This window comes from Pseudoalteromonas aliena, assembly GCF_038155085.1.
In the GTDB taxonomy this organism is placed as follows: domain Bacteria; phylum Pseudomonadota; class Gammaproteobacteria; order Enterobacterales; family Alteromonadaceae; genus Pseudoalteromonas; species Pseudoalteromonas aliena_A.
In genome coordinates, this window is sequence record NZ_JBAKAU010000021.1 from 1 (window position 1) to 19814 (window position 19814).

The window sequence follows — 19814 nt, forward strand, 5'->3', positions numbered from 1 at the left end:
CCACCGACCCCTACCATGTCAAGGTAGTGCTCTAACCAACTGAGCTACAGTCGTACAATTTTTGAGGTTTTACTTAAATAGATTTACTCTTTAAGTTAAGAGTAAATATTGGTACGACTGAGTGGATTCGAACCACCGACCCCTACCATGTCAAGGTAGTGCTCTAACCAACTGAGCTACAGTCGTATTACTTTATTTAAGTAGGTGTTAATTGCTTAACAACGGCGGCTAATATATAGCGTGGCGGTTGGTGAATCAAGCAAGTTTGTTGTTTTTGAGTTTATTTGCCGTTTTTTTATTCATATTGGGCTTATTTCACACGTTTTATAAAATACTTGCCACCAAACCACATGTTTTTTGGCTGAGCTTTTTAGTAAGTTCAGTAAGTTACTTGTCGAGTCCGTTTTGACTAAGTTATTAATTTGAGGGCTTGAGATACTTTCGTTAAACCAAAGCTCATTATAAAGCGGTTGTAGTGCCTCTAGATAACCAGTTAACTGCGCTTGATAGGGCTGAATTTCTTTTAGGTAAAATTTTTGAAATACGTTGCTTATGATTTTTGCGTTTTTATTATTTTTACCCTGAGGGCACAACGTATTAAAGTTTAGTGTTTTTACAAGCTGTGTAGCGTTGTTGTTTAACACCACCTGCATGCGGGCTGATTGAATGAGTGCTTGGTTAAATTGAAATTTATTAAGCTGCTCGAGTGCGCTAAAAATAGAATCGCTATTAATTTTACTAAATTCTTTGGCCTTAATTTGCTGTTTAATAAGTAGAAGTTGTTTTAGCGCCTGCAAGGTATCACTAAAGCCTGCGGGTTCGCTACTTAGCTCGTTTGATGTTAACAGCCATGTTTTATTAAGCTCAGGCTCTTTAAATAACATGGTGTTAAAAAAGTGCATTAGGTGTGTTTCTTTGTAGTTTTTGGCTGCGAGTATTTTTGTGTAATTAGGACTATTTTTATCAAGCGTGTTTAAGCAAACCTGCGCACTTTTAATAAAGTTTATTTGATATTTTAATTGTCCAGCAGCGCTGGCGGTTTTTCCTAATTGATTATTGTGCTCACTTATAAGCACGTTAAGCTTACATTGGCTAATGCCTGCAAGCTCAACAATGCTCAGTGTTAAGTCACTTTGTGCTATTGGGGTAGGCTGCAGTAAGGGGAGTTGCTTGAGTGGTGCAGGCTGTATTGGGCTTGTATCAACTGTACTACTTAAGCGTTCAGTATAAGTAGCGTTTACTGTACTTTGTGGTTTGTTGCAGCCTGTAAGCATTAAAAAGCACATTACCAGCAAAGCAGCTGGTAATGTTTTAAGGCTGAGTTTATTAGTTTTGATTGAGTGCATCATTGTTAAAAAATTCATATTTTAGACGTTTTTTTACCGTTAGCATTAATAAAATAGCAGCGACACTAAGACCTACTATTATCCCAGTCCAGAAACCGTGTGGCCCCATAGCTGGCACAATTATGTCTGTTCTTGCTAATACGTAACCTAAACAAAAGCCGATTAACCAATACGATATAAACGTAATGTACGATATTGGTGTGGTGTATTTTAAACCACGAAGTATGCCATTTGCAGCAACTTGCAGTGCGTCAGGTAATTGGTAAATACACGCTAAAATCATAATTGATGAAGCCAATGCCATAACAGCGGGGCTGTCGGTATACAGTTGGCTAATTAAATCACGACCGGCAAACGTAATAAGTGCTAAAAATAACGCCACAGCAATGGCTAAAATATAACTGGTAGACACCGCAACTTTTAATTGAGCCATGTTCTTTTGGCCGTATAAGTTACCTATACGAATGCTGATAGCGATTGATAGGCTCAGCGGCATCATAAACAGCAATGTAGTTACACTGGCTGCTATTTGATGCCCCGATATAGCTACTGCACCTAAATGCGCTATAAATAGCGGTATACACGCAAATAAAGTTACCTCAAAAAAGGTAGCTAGCGAAATAGGAATGCCAAGTTTTGTAATAATGCCAATGGTGGTTAAATTTGGTTTTTCGAATGATGAAAGCAGGCCTTTAGCATCTACCTTTTTACTCATTTGGCAGTAAGTGACTTGTGCTATTGCCATAACAGTTAAAACAATTGCAGTGGCAATGCCACAGCCTGCGCCGCCATAAGCAGGAAAACCAAATAAGCCATTTATGAAAATGTAATTTACCGGAATATTAACAGCTAAACCTAATAGGCTTATGTAAAACGCGGGCTTGGTCATTCCCATACCTTCGGTAACGTTTCTGTATACCGTAAAAATTAAAAACCCAAATACACCCCATTTCACAAAGTGAATGTAGTCAATGGCAAGGTTTGCAATTGCAGGCGTTGTATCGAGCTTAAAAATAATAGCATCTGTTAAATGGGCAATTCCAAAGCCTGTAAAGCTCAATATAGCGGTTAAATAAAGCGCTTGTTGAAAATAGTGGCTAATGCCTTTGCGGTCATCACTACCCGAAAACTGCGCAATAATACCGGTAAGCGCTAATAAAATACCTTGAAGGCCAAGTAATAAAGGGTTCCATATTCCTGTTGCAATAGACAGTGCGGCTAAGTCAGTTGGGCTCACTTGTCCTGCCATAATTGTGTCGACGACCGACATTAAAATAAGCGTTACTTGCGCTAAAAAAACAGGTAAAGCGAGGGAAAGTAAACGCTTGGCTTCCCAGTTGCAAAAGGTCATAAAAACAGCTATTAGATGAAACAGGCGGCAATTGTAATCTATTGTGTTTCAAATAAAAATCACAGGAGTGAATGATTTTATTAGTTGATACGTTAAACTAACACTTTGTAATAATTTAAAGTGATTTTATGTTTACAGGAATAGTGCAAACGCAAGCAACGGTGGTCTCTAAAACTCAAACAGACGGCGTTTTACGCTTAGTTGTATCGGTGAGCGATGAGTACGTTAAGCATTTAGATTTAGGCGCAAGCATTGCTATTAATGGCTGTTGTTTAACCGTTGTGCAGGTTGAGCTAAGTAATCATGATGTGGTTGCGCAAGTGCATTTTGATGTAATTGACGAAACCCTAAAGCTAACTAATTTAGGCCTGCTTGAGCTAGGCAGTTTAGTTAATTACGAACGCTCTGTAACGTTTGGTACTGAGCTTGGTGGGCATATAGTGTCTGGGCATATTCATTGTACGTCACAAATTTCTCAAATAGTGAAGCTTGAGAATAACTGTAAAATACAACTCATCTTGCCAAAAGAGTGGCAAAAGTATGTGTTATATAAAGGGTTTGTTGCGATTAATGGCGCAAGCTTAACCGTAGGTGAGGTTGATGAACAAGGTTTTTGGTTACACCTAATCCCAGAAACGCTCGCCATTACAAACATTGGTGCAGCGCAAGTGGGTGACAGGCTTAATATTGAAGTTGATCAACAAACTTACACTATTGTAAATACGGTAGAGAACTACTTGCGCCATCAGGCTTAAGTTAAAATATTTGTTCGTCGTCACTGTCTACGTGTAGCTCTAATTTATTGTTAGCATGATCTATATGCATATTTAAATGAATTGGGTTACAGCAGGCAGTGCACTCTTCTATGTAGTTTTGATCGCCCATGCTTGCGTCTAGGTCTAAATGTATGTGGTGTCCGCAGTGTGGGCACGTAATTCGTTGTGATAAAAAGTCTTTCATAATCACTCCAGTTATAAATAATTAAGTGGTTGCAAATAACTCTAGCAAAAACTTAATGGCTCAAAGCTGAACTCTCTATATACTTTGTAAATATAGATTATGAAGTTAGTTACTACACTTATTTTATACCTTCAAATACCAGCTTTTCTATATCTTGTTTAGCTTCGACCGGCAAAGATGTTAGCGTGATTTTAAATTAGGGTATAGCTGCTATATTAACTTACGATTTTCGTAATTTTGAGAAAGCGGGTAGTGCGCGTTATAGGCGTTATAAAAGTCTTTAGGCAGTGGGGTAAACAGTTCGCTCATTGCAATATCTACTTCCCGATCACCATAATAACAAGTGGGGTTAAATACCGTCAGTGTTTGTACTTTGTAATTAGCGTTTATAGGAGTGCTTAAAGTCAAAATTGATGGCTCGGCTAATGTGATCATTTACTGTTTTTCACATAACAATTGCTTGCCTTTTAAACAGATACTTAAACTATGGCAAAAAGGTATTAATTTAACAATCTAAACGTTGTAAAATTAACGGCTATATTGAATAAAATTACACTTACTGTAGTGGAGTAAAAATGAACAAAAGTTTAATAACCAATTTGCTAGCGGGTTTATGTGTTGTTGTAGGTTTTATATTTAACCAAGCAATTGTGTTATCAGTTGGTTTATTTGCACTTTCTGGCGCGGTCACTAATTTATTAGCGATTCATATGTTGTTCGAAAAAGTCCCGTTTTTATATGGTTCAGGTGTTATTGCGCTTAAGTTTGAAAGCTTTAAAATCGCAATTAGAAACCTAATATTAACGGAGTTTTTTTCAGAGCAAAAAATTAATAATTTACTCAATAAAGCGCAGCCCAATATCGACTTTGAGCCAATAATTAGCAATGTTGATTTAAACCCGGCATTCGACAACTTGTTAGAAGTAATAGAGCAATCTCAGTTTGGTAGCATGCTGGGTATGTTTGGTGGCGCGGCGGCAATAGAGCCAATGCGTGAAAAGTTTATTGAAAAAATGCAATTGTCGCTTAGTGAGATTTCTCAAACTGACGACTTTAAAGCCCTAGTTACCCAAACACTCTCACAAGGTAATAGCGCACAGAGCCTACATAAAACGGTGCTTAAATTAGTGGATGAGCGTTTGGATGAGCTTACCCCAAAAATGGTTAAAGAGATTATTCAAACCATGATCCGTGAACATTTAGGCTGGCTTGTTGTTTGGGGCGGTGTGTTTGGTGGCTTGTTCGGGTTAATAGCCGCAGTAATTTAAGAATGGTTTTATGTTGTAGGTATGGTTTGCAAAATAACATCATGAAATTGTTTATTGCTGCTGACTTATTTTTTCAGGCTGTTATTATCGCCCCCATAATTTAGTCGTGTTTTTTAGGAGCAACGGTGAGCAAAACGTTAGCCAGTTATTATCAGCAAGCATACGCGTGCGAACAGCAGCATTTTAACCAGTGTTTTTATTGTGGCTGTGAAGCAACAGAGCGCGACCATTGTCCGCCGCTGCATATGCTACAAAGTATTGTTGATTTAGGTGAAGAGGCTGACTTTATCTCTATCCCTGCGTGTTATGAGTGCCATGCACTTTTACATAACGAAAGACTGATGACGATTGACGAGCGCTTTACCAAGCTTAAAAAAAAGCTCTCTAATAAATATGCTAAACCACTGCGCGTTTATAATATGTGGGAAGAAAACGAGCTGAGTGAAATGAGCGACGAGTTTGCCCATAGTATTGAAGCAGGCATGAAATTAGGTAAAGAAGCCGCTGAGCGTTTAGCGTTTACGGGCTTTAGCTATGCCACTGAAGATGCCAAAGTAGCGGTGCGTGAAAAAACGAAAGAATTTGATGTAGAAGGCATGATATTTACCGACTTTAAAGAGGCGCTAAATTACTGCATTAATGACTTAAACGTACAAAAAAGTGACTTTTATAAAATATTGGTTGAAGACTATCAAGGCGATTTTAATAAAGCTTTGAGTCAGTATCGTCATCGTCATGACAAAGTAACTGCGGCTAAAGATGGTAATACACTGATTAAAGATTTTTCAAAGCTACATAAGCAAAACTCTGATTTTGTAACGCGTACGGTTAAGCACTTTATTAGTAAAGATGCATCGCTTACCACTGAAGGTGCGCTTGAAAAGTTGTATAACAATTATATAAAGAAATAATTACAGATATTCATCTTAATTAACCGTATTTTCACCTGTTTTTTTGGCTTTATTGCGTAGCTTTCGCTAAAGTAGCAAAAAAACAGGAGATCCAAACAACATGCAAAAATTTGCACCTTCTTTATTAGCAGTTAGCTTAGCTGCTGCACTTGTAGGTTGCCAAGAAAACGGCCCGCAAGACGAAAAAATAACAATCAACAAAAATCCTTACCCAAGCACTTATCAGCCCGTAGCTACATCAAGCACACTTATTACAAATGCAACAGTACTTACCGGTACTGGTGAGCGTTTAGATGAGGCTGATGTATTACTTGTTGACGGTAAAGTAAAACAAGTTGGCAAAGATTTAACTGCCACTGCTGATATTACAATTGATGCACAAGGCAAATGGGTAACACCGGGTATTATTGACGTACATTCACATTTAGGCGCCTACCCAAGTCCGTCGGTCGAGTCGCATCAAGATGGTAACGAAATGACCAGCCCTAACACTGCAGAAGTGTGGGTTGAACATTCTGTTTGGCCACAAGATCCAGGTTTTAATCGTGCACGCGAAGGCGGCATTACTTCTCTACAAATTTTACCAGGCTCAGCCAACTTATTTGGTGGGCGCGGTGTTACGCTTAAAAACGTACCAGCGCACACTATGCAAGGGATGAAATTTCCAGAAGCGCCGTATGGTCTAAAAATGGCATGTGGTGAAAACCCTAAACGTGTTTATGGTCGTCAAGGTGTTTTGCCTTCAACCCGTATGGGTAATATGGCTGGTTACCGTATGGCATGGGCTGAAGCAGCTGAATACAAACGTGCATGGGATAAATACGATGCCGATTACGCGGCAGGTTTAAATCCAGAGGCACCAGTACGTGATATTAAACATGATACGCTGCGCGGTGTGCTAGAAGGCGAAGTACGTATTCATAATCATTGTTATAAAGCTGAAGAAATGGCAATGATGATTGACTTGTCAAAAGAATTTGGTTACCACGCGGGTACTTTTCATCACGGTGTAGAAGCATATAAGATTGCTGATTTATTAGCTGAAAATGGCTCGTGTGCAGCACTTTGGCCTGACTGGTGGGGCTTTAAAATGGAAGCCTACGACATGGTACAAGAAAACGTAGCTATTGTTGATGCGGTTAAAAACTCGTGTGCGGTTGTTCACTCAGATTCAGATACAACAATTCAGCGTTTAAACCAAGAAGCGGGCAAGGTGATGTACCGAGCTAACGAAAATGGTTTTGATATTTCTGAGCAACACGCTATTAAATGGATCACGGCTAACGCTGCTAAATCGTTAGGTATTGATGACAAAACCGGTTCACTAGAAGCCGGTAAGCAGGGCGATGTAGTTATTTGGAATCAAAGCCCATTTAGTGTTTATGCTAAAGCTGAACAAGTGTTTGTTGATGGTGCAAAAGTTTACGATAGAAACGACAGCGCGTATCAAGCAGTAAGTGATTTTATGTTAGGTCAACAATAAGGAGCACCCAGAATGAAAAATTTATCACGTTCGTTTTCGCTTTCTCTGGTTGCTGCAGGATTATTAGCATCTGGTGCTGTAAGCGCACAATCACTAGCAATTATTAATGCAACATTGCATACGTCATCAGATCAAGGTGTATTAGAGGCGGCAAGTATTGTAATGACAGATGGCAAAATCACCGCTATTAACCCAACTGAAGTTAAAGCCGATAAAGTTATTGATGCAAAAGGTCAAATTGTAACACCAGGTTTTATTGCAAGTATTAATCAACTTGGTTTAGTTGAAGTAAGTGCTGTTGCGGGCTCTCGCGATGCAGGCGAGGATAAAGCCGATATTGATTTTGATGTAAGCCTTGCTTACAACGCACATTCCAGCTTAGTGCCTTATGCGCGTAAAGGCGGTGTAACACGCGATGTAATTACTCCACATGGCGGTGATAGCATTTTTTCGGGCCTTGCGAGTGTTGTTGATTTAAGCGGTAGTTTTGACAGCAACATGCAAAAACAAGCGGCTTTAATTGTTTACTTAGGTGAGCGCAGTAAAGGTTCTCGTGCTTTTACTTTGCAAACACTTATTAGTAAGCTTGATGAGCACAAAACTAAAGCCGGTAAAAAAGCTAAAAAAGATAACGACAAGCCAAGTACTGAAGACAAAGTAATGGCTAAAGTACTCAGTGGCGAAATGCCATTAGTGGTTGGCGTTTCGCGTGCGGCGGATATTATTGAGCTTATTAAAGTAAAAGAGCAATTTGGTATTAGCCTAGTACTTAATGGTGCGCAAGATGCTGTTGTAGTAAAAGAGCGCATTGCTAAAGCAAATATTCCAGTGATTATTAGTGCAATGGATAGCTTACCAGGAAGCTTTGATTCGCTTCATGCGAGTTTAGATAATGCAGGCGTGCTTGAAAAAGCAGGCGTTAAAGTATTATTAACGGTAGGCGGCGATGCAAGCCACAACATTTACCAGCTGCGTTTTGATGCTGGTAATGCTGTATCGTACGGTATGAGCCAAGAAGGCGCTTTAAAAGCCGTTACATCAAACGTTGCTGATGTATTTGGTATTAATGCAGGTAGCCTTGAAGTAGGTAAAGCAGCTGACGTAGTAATGTGGAGTAATGATCCGTTTGAGCTCAGCAGCCACGTGAACAAAATGTTTATTAATGGCGTTGAGGTGTCTACACAATCTCGCCAAGATAAACTGCGTGACCGTTATACAACTGATTCAAAAATGCCACGGGCATATACTAAGTAATGAATATACTAAATAATTAAATAAATTTGATTATTTTAAAGGCCGCTATTTTATAAATAGCGGCCTTTTTACAAAATTCAAATACAAAAAAGCCGCTTACTTTTACAAGTAAGCGGCTTTTTAATTCAAACTAATATTTATACTAATTTAGCAAGAATATCGTTAAATGTAGTGCTTGGACGCATTGCTTTAAACGCTGCATCGTTATTAGGCTGGAAGTAACCGCCTAAATCAACAGCAGGGCCTTGCGCATCGTTAAGCTCACTTACGATTTTATCTTTATTAGACTCAAGGTCGCTAGCGATTTGAGTAAACTGTGCTTTAAGTTCACTGTCGTCATTTTGCTTAGCAAGTTCTTGTGCCCAGAATAAAGATAGGAAGAAATGAGAACCACGGTTATCAATCTCTTTCACTTTACGTGAAGGCGACTTGTTTTCAGCAAGGAATGTACCTGTCGCTTTATCTAGGGTATCAGCAAGTACTTGTGCTTTTTTGTTACCCGTAGTTACACTTAAATGCTCAAGTGATGCAGCCAGTGCTAAAAATTCACCTAAAGAATCCCAACGTAAGTGGTTTTCTTTTTCAAATTGTTGAACGTGCTTAGGTGCAGAACCACCCGCGCCAGTTTCAAATAAGCCACCACCGTTCATAAGTGGAACAATTGAAAGCATTTTAGCACTTGTACCCAACTCTAAAATTGGGAATAAATCTGTTAGGTAATCACGTAAAACATTACCTGTTACAGAAATAGTGTCTTTACCTTCTTTAATACGCGCTAATGAGAACAATGTTGCTTCAAGCGGTGCTAAAATTTGAATATCTAGGCCCGCTGTATCGTGATCTGGTAGATATTTATTTACTTTTTTGATTAGCTCAGCATCGTGTGCACGATTTTCATCTAACCAGAAAACAGCTGGAACGCCTGTTGCGCGTGCACGATTGACTGCAAGCTTAACCCAATCTTGAATTGGTGCGTCTTTTGCCTGACACATACGCCAAATATCGCCTTTCTCAACACTGTGCTCAAGTAGTGTAGTACCGTTTGCATCAACAACACGGATAGAGCCATCAGCTTTAGCTTCAAATGTTTTATCGTGTGAACCGTACTCTTCAGCTTTTTGAGCCATAAGGCCAACATTTGGAACACTACCCATAGTGGTTGGATCAAACGCGCCATTTTCTTTACAAAAGTCAATAGTTGCTTGGTAAACACTTGAATAACAACGATCAGGAATCACGAAGCTAGTGTCCTGTAATTTACCATCGTTATTCCACATTTGACCGCTTGAGCGAATTGCAGCAGGCATAGACGCATCGATTATTACGTCACTTGGTACGTGTAAGTTTGTAATACCACGGTCAGAATCAACCATAGCAATAGCAGGGCGGTTTGCGTAAACAGCTTGAATGTCTGCTTCAATTTCTTCGCGCTTAGCGTCGTCTAATGTTTGAATTTTAGAATATACATCGCCTAAACCATTATTTACATCAACGCCTAGCTCTTCAAAAAGCTCACCGTGTTTAGCAAATACATCTTTGTAGAATACTTTTACAGCATGACCAAAGATGATTGGATCAGATACTTTCATCATTGTCGCTTTCATGTGAAGCGAGAATAAAACACCTTTTTCCTTAGCAGCGTCAATTTCAGCAGCTAAGAAAGCTTGAAGCTTAGAAGCGCTAATGCTTGATGCATCAATCACTTCGCCAGCTAAAAGCGGCGTGCTTTGTTTAAGTACTGTAACGTCGCCGTTAGTTGCAACATGTTCAATACGTACATCTGTTGCGCTATCAACGGTTACTGACTTTTCAGAACCAAAGAAATCGCCTTCGCTCATGCTTGCAACGTAAGAGCTTGAATCTTTGCTCCACGCACCCATTGAATGTGGGTTGTTACGTGCATATTCTTTTACAGAGCCTGGGGCACGACGATCTGAGTTACCTTCACGTAGTACTGGGTTTACTGCACTGCCTTTAATTTTGTCGTAAGCGGCTTGAATTGCTTTTTCTTCATCATTTTTAGGTTCAACAGGGTAATCTGGAAGTGCATAACCTTGTGCTTGAAGCTCTTTAATTACCGCGCGAAGCTGTGGTACAGATGCACTGATGTTTGGTAATTTGATGATGTTTGCTTCTGGTGTTTTAGCAAGCTCGCCAAGTTCAGCTAGTGCATCACCAATGCGTTGTTCTTCTGTTAAATAATCAGGGAAGCTAGCAATTACACGACCTGCTAATGAAATGTCGCGAGTTTCAACTTCAACACCGGCCGCATTTGTATATGCTTGGATGATCGGTAGCAACGAATAAGTTGCTAGTGCCGGAGCTTCGTCCGTTTTTGTATAGATAATTTTTGATGTCATCATCATTCCTAGATAGTCGACCGATAAGGTCTTATTCAACAATGCAAAGAAAACCATTACTTGTGAGTGCATATTATTAAACAATTTAATAAACACGTACGCCCGTAATGAATAGTTTGTTAGGTGTTGGTACTCAGCGTCGCTCTTTTATAAAAGCAGAATAGTCACACCTGACCAACTGGAATCGTATTTATAGCTAAAAAATTAACAAAAATAAATCAGCCTTTAGCCTAGTACATATAGAAGAGGCGATGAAGGTGTTATGCGCAATTTTTAGCATCAAGAGTGTAACAAGCTTAAATAAAAAGGGCTAGAGTTTGAGCATGCCCAGTAAGCAGTTAAACAATCGACTCTTAGAACATTGGGGTATATAAAATAAATTCAAGGAAAAGGGTTGAATTTGAATGAAAAGAGGCAATAAATAAAGAAGAAGAGATAAGTTAGTATGCTTAAGGAATTAAGCGAGGATCTTAAAAGGTCACTCGCTTTAGTCGAATAAAACAATATTCACTCAATAATGTCACCATCTGGGGCAATATTTTTAGCGTGTAGACCTTTAGGTCCTTGTTCTAATTCGAATGTTACATCTTGACCAGCTTTAAGCGTTTTATAACCGTCCATTACAATTGTTGAGTAATGAGCGAAAATATCATTCTCGCAGCCGTCTTCTACGATGAAACCAAAACCTTTAGCGTTGTTGAACCATTTAACTTTACCGCAAGCCATACTTCTACATCCTTCAATAAGTTGACTAATTTAGTTATTCTAAATTGTATTATTTGCTAGACTGACTAAGGTTTAATCAATCTACGTTTGACTGTAGTTTATTTAGCCAACCAGTCAAGTGTTTTGGATTATTTTTTTAACATTTTATTTATTTTTTATTCAAGTTTGCTTGAGTTACAAAGACAAGACTATATTTAATTATGAGTGGTATGAAAGATTCAGGTGTTATCGACACAGTTCGCGACAGTGAAAAGCAAAAGCTACAGCCGCCGCGAAAATATAAAGTTGTTTTAAATAACGACGACTACACGCCGATGGACTTTGTAATAGAAGTTTTAACGACGTTTTTTAATATGGATAGCGATAGAGCAACCGACGTGATGCTTCAGGTTCATGAAAAAGGTAAGGGTATATGTGGTGTATACAGCGCCGACGTAGCCCACACCAAAGCGGAACAAGTTAACCGCTATTCGCGTGACAACGAGCATCCACTGCTTTGTAGTTGTGAGCAGGAATAAATACCAATTAGGGTGATCAAACATCCGATTGTTGTGGTATAAAATTATTATCTCAGTAAGGGGTTGCCAATGCTAAACAAAGACTTAGAACTAACATTAAATGCCGCGTTTCGCGAAGCGCGCACTCGTCGTCATGAGTTTATGACCGTAGAGCACCTTTTACTTGCGCTTCTTGATAACCCGTCAGCGGGAGAAGCCTTAAACGCGTGTGGTGTTAATCTTTCAGGTTTAAAAACTGAATTATTAGAATTCATTGACGAAACAACACCCGTTATTCCAGATTTAGAAGAAGAACGTGAAACTCAACCAACACTTGGTTTTCAACGTGTGCTACAACGTGCGGTGTTTCATGTTCAATCATCAGGTAAAAATGAAGTTACAGGCGTAAATGTACTGGTCGCAATTTTTTCTGAGCAAGAAAGCCAAGCTGTTTATTTACTTAAAAAGCATGATGTATCGCGCTTGGATATTGTTAATTTTATTTCGCACGGTATTTCAAAAGCTGATGATGAACTTGGTGACGACAGCGACGACATACATGAAGAAGTGCAAGAAGTCCAAAACGAAGAAGCAAGTAAGCTAGACAGCTTTACAACTAACTTAAACGCTCAGGCTCGTGAAGGTAATATTGACCCACTGATTGGGCGAGACAACGAAGTAGAGCGCGCGGTACAGGTATTGTGTCGTCGTAAAAAGAATAACCCGTTACTCGTTGGTGAAGCCGGCGTTGGTAAAACAGCAATTGCTGAAGGTTTAGCGTACCGTATTGTGAACGAGCAAGTACCAGAAGTAATTGCAGATGCCGTTGTATACTCACTAGATATGGGTGCATTGCTTGCCGGTACTAAATACCGTGGCGATTTTGAAAAACGCTTTAAAAGCTTATTAAAAGAGCTTCAGGCTCAACCTGGGTCCATTTTATTTATTGATGAAATACATACCATAATAGGTGCCGGCGCAGCGTCTGGTGGCGTTATGGACGCTTCAAACTTACTTAAACCACTTCTTTCAAGTGGTAAGCTACGTTGTATGGGCTCAACCACTTACAATGAGTACAAAAATATTTTTGAGAAAGACCGTGCATTAGTACGTCGTTTTCAAAAAATTGATGTACTTGAACCAAGTGTTGCTGATACCACTAAAATTTTAAATGGATTAAAAGAGCGTTACGAAGAGCACCATGGTATTCGCTACACTCAAAAAGCACTAAAAGCAGCTGCTGAACTTAGTGCTAAATACATTAATGAGCGCCACTTGCCAGATAAAGCAATTGATGTAATTGATGAGGCTGGCGCTAACCAACGTTTACAGCCTAGTTCTAAACGTAAAAAAACCATTGGTGTAGCAGATATAGAACTAATTATTTCTAAAATGGCACGTATTCCTGCGCAAAATGTGTCATCAACAGATAAAGAGACGCTTAAAAATCTAGACCGTAATCTTAAAATGCTTGTGTTTGGACAAGATCAATCTATTGATGCACTTACATCTGCTATTCGTTTATCTCGCTCAGGTTTATCAAGCGAAGAAAAACCAGTGGGCTCATTCTTGTTTGCAGGCCCAACTGGTGTGGGTAAAACAGAAGTAACTAAGCAACTTGCTAAATGCATGGGGGTTGAGTTTATTCGTTTTGATATGTCTGAGTATGTAGAGCGCCACGCAATCAGCCGACTAATTGGTGCTCCACCAGGGTATGTTGGTTTTGAGCAAGGCGGGTTATTAACCGAGGCGGTTATTAAAAACCCACATGCGGTTGTACTTTTAGATGAGATTGAAAAAGCGCACCCAGACATATACAACATCCTGCTACAGGTAATGGACCACGGTACATTAACTGATAATAATGGCCGTAAAGCCGATTTTAGAAATGTAGTTGTGGTAATGACTACGAACGCTGGCGTGCAAGAAACTACACGTAAGTCGATTGGTTTTAGTGAGCAAGATCATACGCACGATGCAATGGGTGAAATTAATAAAGTATTCTCGCCAGAATTTAGAAACCGTTTAGATAACATCATTTGGTTTAATCATCTTGAGCGTGACGTTATTTTACTGGTGGTTGATAAGTTTATTGTAGAGCTTCAAGCACAGCTTGATAAAAAGTCGGTTAATCTCGAACTTACTTCTAAAGCGCGAGAATGGTTGGCAGATAAAGGTTATGACAAAGCTATGGGTGCTCGACCAATGGCACGTGTTATTCAAGAAGAGCTTAAAAAGCAACTTGCTAATGAGATACTTTTTGGTGAATTAGTTGATGGCGGTACGGTTAAAATATCAATTAAAGATAAGAAGCTTCGCTTCGATTTTGAGAGTAATTTAACACCAGCTTAAAATATTTAAATACTTTAAGGAATTAAAATAGCCCACTAAGTAGTGGGCTATTTTTATATTTTTACGAGCAACAAAAAACCCAGCATAAAGCTGGGTTTTTTGTTTATTAAATGTAATTGCTAGAAAACCCATCAATTACATTTAATAAACGCTTAAAGCTAGTTAAATACTAGCAAAAAACTAAATCTCGTTTACGCACTTACTTAGCGAGCACGGAATACGATACGACCTTTCGATAAATCGTAAGGTGTCATTTCTACCGTTACTTTATCGCCGGTTAAAATACGGATATAGTTTTTGCGCATTTTGCCTGAAATATGAGCCACAACTACGTGACCATTTTCTAGCTCAACTCGGAACATTGTATTTGGTAAAGTATCAAGGACTGTCCCTTGCATTTCGATTACGTCTTCTTTCGCCATATTTAGCGTAACACCTCTTTAATAGTTAAACGCTGCAGATTTTGCCCAAAATACACCAATAAGTAAAGGCACTGGGGCTATATTTGTAAATTAAATAGCCACCCATTCATCGTTAAGCTGTTTTTGGGCCGGTAAAAACTGTGTTTTGTACTTCATTTTATCGCATTCATCAATTTGATAGCCTAAGTACACATATTGTTTATTTTGCTCTTTTGCAAATTTAAGCTGCTCTAATATCATCACAGAGCCTAAACTATAGTGTTCAAAGTCGGGGTCGAAAAAAGTATAAATCGCAGAAATAGCGTTGTTCATACAATCAGTTACGGCAACTGCGACTAAAGTATCCTGGTGCCATAGTTCAATAAATGTGATTTTGAGCCAACTGCAAAGTAAAAAGCTTTGAAACTGTTCTTTTTCAGGAGGGTACATACTTCCATCCTGATGGCGCATCGTTATGTATTTACTATAGAGCGGATAATACTGAGGGCGTTCCTGCGTCGAGTATTTCACCTCAAATTGTTTTTTTGCTTTGTTTAGTTTACGTTTTTGCGATTTTGAAGGGATAAAGTCTTGTGCTAATACACGTACAGAATTACATGCACTACATATTGGGCAATGCGGACGGTATATTTGGTTACCACTGCGACGAAACCCTAAGCCTAATAGTGACTCAAATTTGTCGGTTGTATAACAGCTGGGGTCTAAAATCACCAAAAGCTGTTCTTGGCGATCGGGTAGATAGCTACAAGCAAACTCTTGGCTTAAGCCAACGCGTGCCGGAAGATGTTCATTCATAAATTGCGTTTAGCTCCTGTGGTTCCCACATAGTGTGATCAACACAATAAGTGTGTGCTTTTTTGAGTCTAGTCAAAAATTCTGAGCGGGGGATCACTTTTGCACCTAAAGAGGTTAAATAGGGGTTTTCTAGTTGGCAGTCAATAAAATGTGCGTTATAGCGTTTTAACCAATTAACCAACGCCCACATTGCAAGCTTCGAGCAGTTGGTTTGATGATGAAACATCGACTCGCCACAAAATACACCATTTTGCATAATGCCATAAAGGCCACCTGCTAGTTCGCTATCACGCCAAATTTCAATACTGTGTGCAATACCAGCCTCATGCGCATCGTTGTAAGCGTCAATCATATCTTGAGTGATCCAAGTGCCATCGGTATCAATGCGTTGCTCACAGCATGCTTCAATCACCTCAGCAAATGCATTATTAACAGTAACTTTAACGGGATGCTTTTTTAAATGCTTTCGCAGGCTCTTACTTATATGAAACTCATTAAGCTCTACAATGCCGCGCTCGCTCGGCGACCACCACATTATGGGCTCGTCTTCGCTAAACCACGGAAAAATACCATTTTTATAGGCATTGCTTAAACGCGCAACGGATAAATCGCCGCCTATTGCCAGTAAACCATCAGGAGATGTGAGAGCATATTCAGGGTGTGGAAATGCTATATCGTTTTCACTTAATTGGTATAGCTGGTTTCTCATACATTGCTTAATTTATTAATTATCTTAAAAGTGTAACTATATTTTAGGCATAAAAAAAGGCTGAATTATCAGCCTTTTCTAAATTATTTATCGTGATTACAGATTATCTAGGAAACGTTCTGCATCAAGGGCTGCCATACAGCCTGTACCCGCTGATGTGATTGCTTGACGGTAAATATGGTCAGACACATCACCCGCAGCAAAAACACCCGCTACGCTTGTTTGAGTGGCGTTACCCTTAAGGCCAGACTCTACAACTAAGTAGCCATCTTTCATTTCTAGTTGACCAACAAACATATCTGTATTTGGCTTATGACCAATAGCAATAAATACACCGGCTAAATCTAGCTCTTCAGTTGCATCAGAGTGTGCATCTTTAATACGAATGCCAGTTACGCCCATTTGGTCGCCTAATACTTCGTCAAGCGTGCGGTTGTAATGTAAAACAACGTTACCGTTAGCTGCTTTTTCAGCAAGGCGGTCTGCAAGTATTTTTTCACTGCTGAAACTATCACGACGATGAATAACATGTACTTCGTCAGCAATATTAGATAAGTAAAGCGCTTCTTCAACTGCTGTATTACCACCACCAACAACCGCAACTTTCTGACCTTTATAGAAAAAGCCATCACACGTAGCACAGGCTGAAACGCCACGGCCTTGGAAATTAGTTTCAGACTCTAAACCTAAGTATTTAGCAGACGCACCTGTTGCAATGATTAACGCATCACATGTGTAAGTACCTTGGTCGCCAGTTAGTGTGAAAGGGCGCTTAGATACATCTACTTTATTGATGTGATCGAATATGATTTCAGTTTCAAAGCGCTCAGCGTGCTCTTTCATACGATCCATTAATGCAGGACCTGTTAAACCATGTGCATCACCGGGCCAGTTTTCAACTTCAGTCGTGGTAGTTAATTGTCCACCTTGTTGAATGCCTGTAATTAAAACAGGGTTTAAATTTGCACGTGCTGCATATACTGCGGCAGTATAACCAGCCGGGCCAGAGCCTAAAATTAGTAGCTTACAATGTTTTGCTTCAGTCATTATTTTTTCCTAAACGTTTAATACGGTCTTTAATACGCTCGATTCTAAGAAAATCAAGATGGATGTAAATAAAATCCACGATTATTTTTTTTCGTAAATCGAAAAGCTGTGCAGTATTGTGTACTAGAGTTCAGTGCTTTTACAATTAAAACACCAAAGAAGCTCAATAAATAGACTAACAGGCAACAAAACAGCGTTAATTCATGACCCCCTTGATTTTTTTTGTTATGTTTTACCTAATTTTATTTGTCACTGATAGATTATGTGACCTAAGCGAATAGGCAACTATGTTATTTTGGCAGGAAAAACCCGCATTCGGGTTGACTTCAAAAGACGTTAACGTCTTAACCAATGCGCAAGATTACCGAACGCAATTGTTACGTTTGATAGCTGACGCAAAAAAACGAATTTATATTACGGCACTCTATTTACAAGATGATGAAGCAGGTCGTGAAATTTTAGAGGCCCTGCATCGTGTATCACTAGAAAACCCAGCTCTTGATGTAAAAGTGTTGGTAGATTTTCATCGCGCGCAACGTGGTCTTATTGGTGCTGAAAAATCAGATGGAAATGCAAGTTTATATTGTAACTATTTAGATAAATTTAAATCAAATGTGCAAGTATATGGTGTACCTGTAAAAGCTAAAGAGCTTTTTGGTGTATTACATTTAAAAGGTTTTGTAATTGACGACACCTTACTTTACAGCGGCGCTAGCTTAAACAATGTTTACTTGCAGTATAACGAGCGTTACAGACTCGATCGTTACTTTTTAATAACGCAGAGCGAGCTGTGTGACTCAGTGGTTGATTTTATTGAGACAAAGCTAATTAGTTCAGTTGCTGTGCCACGTATAGACACACGACCGCTTAAGCGTTTGCAAGACTTCAAGCTTGATCAAAAGCAATTAATGCGTGATTTAAAAGTAGCAAGTTATAACGCAGCAGAGCAGCTAAATACGCAAGCTTTAGGTATTCGCTTATTTTTAGGACTCGGGCGTCGCAATAATGAATTGAACCGACTGATAAAAGCATTATTTGATACCACACAGCAAGAGCTTGTGTTGTATACACCGTACTTTAATTTTCCTGCACCGCTTATGCGATCATTGCGCCGATTATTAAAGCAAGGCAAGCAGGTTACGATTGTTGTAGGTGATAAAACAGCAAATGATTTTTACCTGCCACCAAGTGAACCGTTTAGTAAAATAGGGGCATTACCTTATTTGTACGAAACTATTTTGCATAAATTTGTCAAATCGCAAAAACGCCATATTGATAATGGCAATTTAAATGTGTATCTGTGGAAACACGATAGTAATTCGTTTCATTTAAAAGGTATTTGCTCTGATCGCACTAAACATTTATTAAGTGGCCATAACTTAAATCCACGCGCATGGGGTTTAGATATAGAAAATGGTATTTTAATTGAAGATGCTGAGCAAACAATTATGGATGCTATAGATACCGAAAAGCACGAAATTTTACAACATTGCCGCCGTTTAACTGGCCCAGATGATTTGGAAACGATGGACGATTATCCGCAACCAGTTAAAAAACTACTTGGGCAAGCTAAACGTGTAAAAGTAGACTTTATAATAAAGCGCTTTATATAGTTTTTATTTATAAGGCTGTTTAAATTGTCAGTATTTATCAGCCTTATGGAAGTCACTTATAGACTTCCTAACTGATTGATAATTTCACTATATTCTGGCTCGTATGATAAATCACTTATTAGATTTTTATAAACAATAGTATGATTTTTATCTAATATTAAGACTGAGCTAGTTAATAACCCCATGTCTTGAATAATTAACCCATATTTCTCTCCAAAGCTTTTCCAAACAGAATCAGAAAGTATGCTCAATTTATCTATATTTTCACTATTACAAAATCGTTTTTGAGCAAAAGGTAAATCAGTACTTATTACAAGTATTTTTACCTCAGGAAATTGCAGTGCAACTTTTTCGTTAAAATACTTTGTTTGTAGACTACAAACGCCACTGTCTATACTTGGCACGGTGCTGATCAACAGCATTTGATTCTTGTAATCGTTAAGTGTAACGGGAGAAAATTGATTATCTACTACTTTGAAATTAGGAGCTTTATCGCCTACAGAAACGCCTTGCCCGAGCAAAGTAATCGGTTTGCTTTGCACGAATACTTTTCCTGCATCTAGAGTATTTTCTGCTATGGAATTAGCATTTGCCAAAGGAATTAGGGTCGTAAAAATAAGAATTAATGTACGAAACAAAGGAATTTCTCTTTTAAATTAACTAAATGAACTTCAGTGTATTATACTGTTAGGCACTAACCAAGGAATTATATAGTGCTCC

At 38.9% G+C, this 19814-nt stretch carries 18 protein-coding genes, 1 tRNA gene and 1 pseudogene; 8 read left to right on the forward strand and 12 right to left on the reverse strand.

All coding sequences use genetic code 11. The features are described 5' to 3' along the window. Positions 1-109: 109 nt before the first annotated feature. From V6260_RS15880 to V6260_RS15890, 3 genes are all read right to left on the reverse strand, one after another. Positions 110-186 (reverse strand) — tRNA-Val (locus V6260_RS15880). Between the two features lie 113 nt (positions 187-299). Further along, the gene (locus V6260_RS15885) at positions 300-1364 is read right to left on the reverse strand and encodes a DUF3080 family protein (protein WP_425355711.1); all 1065 of its coding nucleotides are present in this window, start codon (positions 1362-1364) and stop codon (positions 300-302) included. Continuing rightward, a complete protein-coding gene (locus V6260_RS15890; RefSeq protein WP_341595080.1) occupies positions 1327-2697 on the reverse strand; it encodes an MATE family efflux transporter in 1371 nt (456 codons plus the stop codon). Before V6260_RS15890 ends, V6260_RS15885 begins: the two co-directional genes overlap by 38 nt. 128 nt (positions 2698-2825) lie before the next feature. Here V6260_RS15890 and V6260_RS15895 point away from each other — a divergent pair, with 128 nt between their 5' ends. Further along, positions 2826-3452 (forward strand): riboflavin synthase subunit alpha, encoded by a 627-nt coding sequence (locus V6260_RS15895; protein WP_341595081.1) that lies wholly within the window; start codon positions 2826-2828, stop codon positions 3450-3452. Position 3453: 1 nt separating this feature from the next. Here V6260_RS15895 and V6260_RS15900 read toward each other — a convergent pair whose 3' ends face one another. Both V6260_RS15900 and V6260_RS15905 read right to left on the reverse strand, forming a co-directional pair. Beyond that, the gene (locus tag V6260_RS15900) at positions 3454-3657 is read right to left on the reverse strand and encodes a CPXCG motif-containing cysteine-rich protein (protein ID WP_341595082.1); all 204 of its coding nucleotides are present in this window, start codon (positions 3655-3657) and stop codon (positions 3454-3456) included. A 118-nt stretch (positions 3658-3775) separates the two neighbouring features. Beyond that, positions 3776-4017 (reverse strand): annotated as a pseudogene (locus V6260_RS15905) (fructosamine kinase family protein); the annotation flags it as partial. A 215-nt stretch (positions 4018-4232) separates the two neighbouring features. On the opposite strand from V6260_RS15905, the gene V6260_RS15910 reads away from it, so the two are divergent. From V6260_RS15910 to V6260_RS15925, 4 genes are all read left to right on the forward strand, one after another. Further along, positions 4233-4925, forward strand: a complete 693-nt coding sequence (locus tag V6260_RS15910) for a DUF445 domain-containing protein (protein WP_341595083.1) — start codon at positions 4233-4235, stop codon at positions 4923-4925. Positions 4926-5050: 125 nt separating this feature from the next. Further along, on the forward strand, positions 5051-5836 hold the full coding sequence (locus V6260_RS15915; protein WP_341595084.1) for a hypothetical protein: 786 nt from the start codon (positions 5051-5053) through the stop codon (positions 5834-5836). A 100-nt stretch (positions 5837-5936) separates the two neighbouring features. Continuing rightward, the gene (locus V6260_RS15920) at positions 5937-7319 is read left to right on the forward strand and encodes an amidohydrolase (protein WP_341595085.1); all 1383 of its coding nucleotides are present in this window, start codon (positions 5937-5939) and stop codon (positions 7317-7319) included. Positions 7320-7331: 12 nt separating this feature from the next. Beyond that, complete coding sequence (locus V6260_RS15925) at positions 7332-8573, forward strand: amidohydrolase family protein (protein ID WP_341595086.1); 1242 nt, start codon at positions 7332-7334, stop codon at positions 8571-8573. Between the two features lie 137 nt (positions 8574-8710). Here the strand turns inward: V6260_RS15925 and V6260_RS15930 are convergent, their stop codons facing one another. Both V6260_RS15930 and cspD read right to left on the reverse strand, forming a co-directional pair. Further along, on the reverse strand, positions 8711-10933 hold the full coding sequence (locus tag V6260_RS15930; RefSeq protein ID WP_341595124.1) for an NADP-dependent isocitrate dehydrogenase: 2223 nt from the start codon (positions 10931-10933) through the stop codon (positions 8711-8713). A gap of 507 nt (positions 10934-11440) precedes the next feature. Continuing rightward, positions 11441-11659, reverse strand: coding sequence for a cold shock domain-containing protein CspD (gene cspD, locus V6260_RS15935; RefSeq protein WP_002962500.1), 219 nt, complete (start codon positions 11657-11659; stop codon positions 11441-11443). A 209-nt stretch (positions 11660-11868) separates the two neighbouring features. Between cspD and clpS the strand changes: the two genes are divergently transcribed. Further along, on the forward strand, positions 11869-12177 hold the full coding sequence (clpS, locus tag V6260_RS15940; RefSeq protein ID WP_101163090.1) for an ATP-dependent Clp protease adapter ClpS: 309 nt from the start codon (positions 11869-11871) through the stop codon (positions 12175-12177). Positions 12178-12246: 69 nt separating this feature from the next. Continuing rightward, on the forward strand, positions 12247-14508 hold the full coding sequence (clpA, locus tag V6260_RS15945; protein WP_341595087.1) for an ATP-dependent Clp protease ATP-binding subunit ClpA: 2262 nt from the start codon (positions 12247-12249) through the stop codon (positions 14506-14508). Between the two features lie 203 nt (positions 14509-14711). Here the strand turns inward: clpA and infA are convergent, their stop codons facing one another. The 4 genes from infA to trxB all read right to left on the reverse strand — a co-directional run bounded on the left by infA (position 14712) and on the right by trxB (position 17481). Beyond that, the gene (infA, locus tag V6260_RS15950; protein WP_002962494.1) at positions 14712-14930 is read right to left on the reverse strand and encodes a translation initiation factor IF-1; all 219 of its coding nucleotides are present in this window, start codon (positions 14928-14930) and stop codon (positions 14712-14714) included. Between the two features lie 90 nt (positions 14931-15020). After that, positions 15021-15725, reverse strand: coding sequence for an arginyltransferase (locus tag V6260_RS15955; RefSeq protein WP_341595088.1), 705 nt, complete (start codon positions 15723-15725; stop codon positions 15021-15023). Then, complete coding sequence (aat, locus tag V6260_RS15960) at positions 15718-16434, reverse strand: leucyl/phenylalanyl-tRNA--protein transferase (RefSeq protein ID WP_341595089.1); 717 nt, start codon at positions 16432-16434, stop codon at positions 15718-15720. Before aat ends, V6260_RS15955 begins: the two co-directional genes overlap by 8 nt. Positions 16435-16530: 96 nt before the next feature. After that, positions 16531-17481, reverse strand: a complete 951-nt coding sequence (gene trxB / locus V6260_RS15965) for a thioredoxin-disulfide reductase (RefSeq protein WP_341595090.1) — start codon at positions 17479-17481, stop codon at positions 16531-16533. Between the two features lie 287 nt (positions 17482-17768). Here trxB and pssA point away from each other — a divergent pair, with 287 nt between their 5' ends. After that, the gene (gene pssA, locus V6260_RS15970) at positions 17769-19094 is read left to right on the forward strand and encodes a CDP-diacylglycerol--serine O-phosphatidyltransferase (protein WP_341595091.1); all 1326 of its coding nucleotides are present in this window, start codon (positions 17769-17771) and stop codon (positions 19092-19094) included. A 56-nt stretch (positions 19095-19150) separates the two neighbouring features. Here the strand turns inward: pssA and tpx are convergent, their stop codons facing one another. Next, a complete protein-coding gene (gene tpx / locus V6260_RS15975) occupies positions 19151-19732 on the reverse strand; it encodes a thiol peroxidase (protein WP_425355712.1) in 582 nt (193 codons plus the stop codon). Between the last annotated feature and the right edge of the window lie 82 nt (positions 19733-19814).

What these genes read in the sequence shown, in the direction of transcription:
- V6260_RS15885 (WP_425355711.1), bottom strand. Translation starts at nt 1,364, where the DNA reads ATGAATTTTTTAACAATGATGCACTCAATCAAAACTAATAAACTCAGC.
- V6260_RS15890 (WP_341595080.1), bottom strand. Translation starts at nt 2,697, where the DNA reads ATGACCTTTTGCAACTGGGAAGCCAAGCGTTTACTTTCCCTCGCTTTA.
- V6260_RS15895 (WP_341595081.1), top strand. Translation starts at nt 2,826, where the DNA reads ATGTTTACAGGAATAGTGCAAACGCAAGCAACGGTGGTCTCTAAAACT.
- V6260_RS15900 (WP_341595082.1), bottom strand. Translation starts at nt 3,657, where the DNA reads ATGAAAGACTTTTTATCACAACGAATTACGTGCCCACACTGCGGACAC.
- V6260_RS15910 (WP_341595083.1), top strand. Translation starts at nt 4,233, where the DNA reads ATGAACAAAAGTTTAATAACCAATTTGCTAGCGGGTTTATGTGTTGTT.
- V6260_RS15920 (WP_341595085.1), top strand. Translation starts at nt 5,937, where the DNA reads ATGCAAAAATTTGCACCTTCTTTATTAGCAGTTAGCTTAGCTGCTGCA.
- V6260_RS15925 (WP_341595086.1), top strand. Translation starts at nt 7,332, where the DNA reads ATGAAAAATTTATCACGTTCGTTTTCGCTTTCTCTGGTTGCTGCAGGA.
- V6260_RS15930 (WP_341595124.1), bottom strand. Translation starts at nt 10,933, where the DNA reads ATGACATCAAAAATTATCTATACAAAAACGGACGAAGCTCCGGCACTA.
- cspD (WP_002962500.1), bottom strand. Translation starts at nt 11,659, where the DNA reads ATGGCTTGCGGTAAAGTTAAATGGTTCAACAACGCTAAAGGTTTTGGT.
- clpS (WP_101163090.1), top strand. Translation starts at nt 11,869, where the DNA reads ATGAAAGATTCAGGTGTTATCGACACAGTTCGCGACAGTGAAAAGCAA.
- clpA (WP_341595087.1), top strand. Translation starts at nt 12,247, where the DNA reads ATGCTAAACAAAGACTTAGAACTAACATTAAATGCCGCGTTTCGCGAA.
- infA (WP_002962494.1), bottom strand. Translation starts at nt 14,930, where the DNA reads ATGGCGAAAGAAGACGTAATCGAAATGCAAGGGACAGTCCTTGATACT.
- V6260_RS15955 (WP_341595088.1), bottom strand. Translation starts at nt 15,725, where the DNA reads ATGAATGAACATCTTCCGGCACGCGTTGGCTTAAGCCAAGAGTTTGCT.
- aat (WP_341595089.1), bottom strand. Translation starts at nt 16,434, where the DNA reads ATGAGAAACCAGCTATACCAATTAAGTGAAAACGATATAGCATTTCCA.
- trxB (WP_341595090.1), bottom strand. Translation starts at nt 17,481, where the DNA reads ATGACTGAAGCAAAACATTGTAAGCTACTAATTTTAGGCTCTGGCCCG.
- pssA (WP_341595091.1), top strand. Translation starts at nt 17,769, where the DNA reads ATGTTATTTTGGCAGGAAAAACCCGCATTCGGGTTGACTTCAAAAGAC.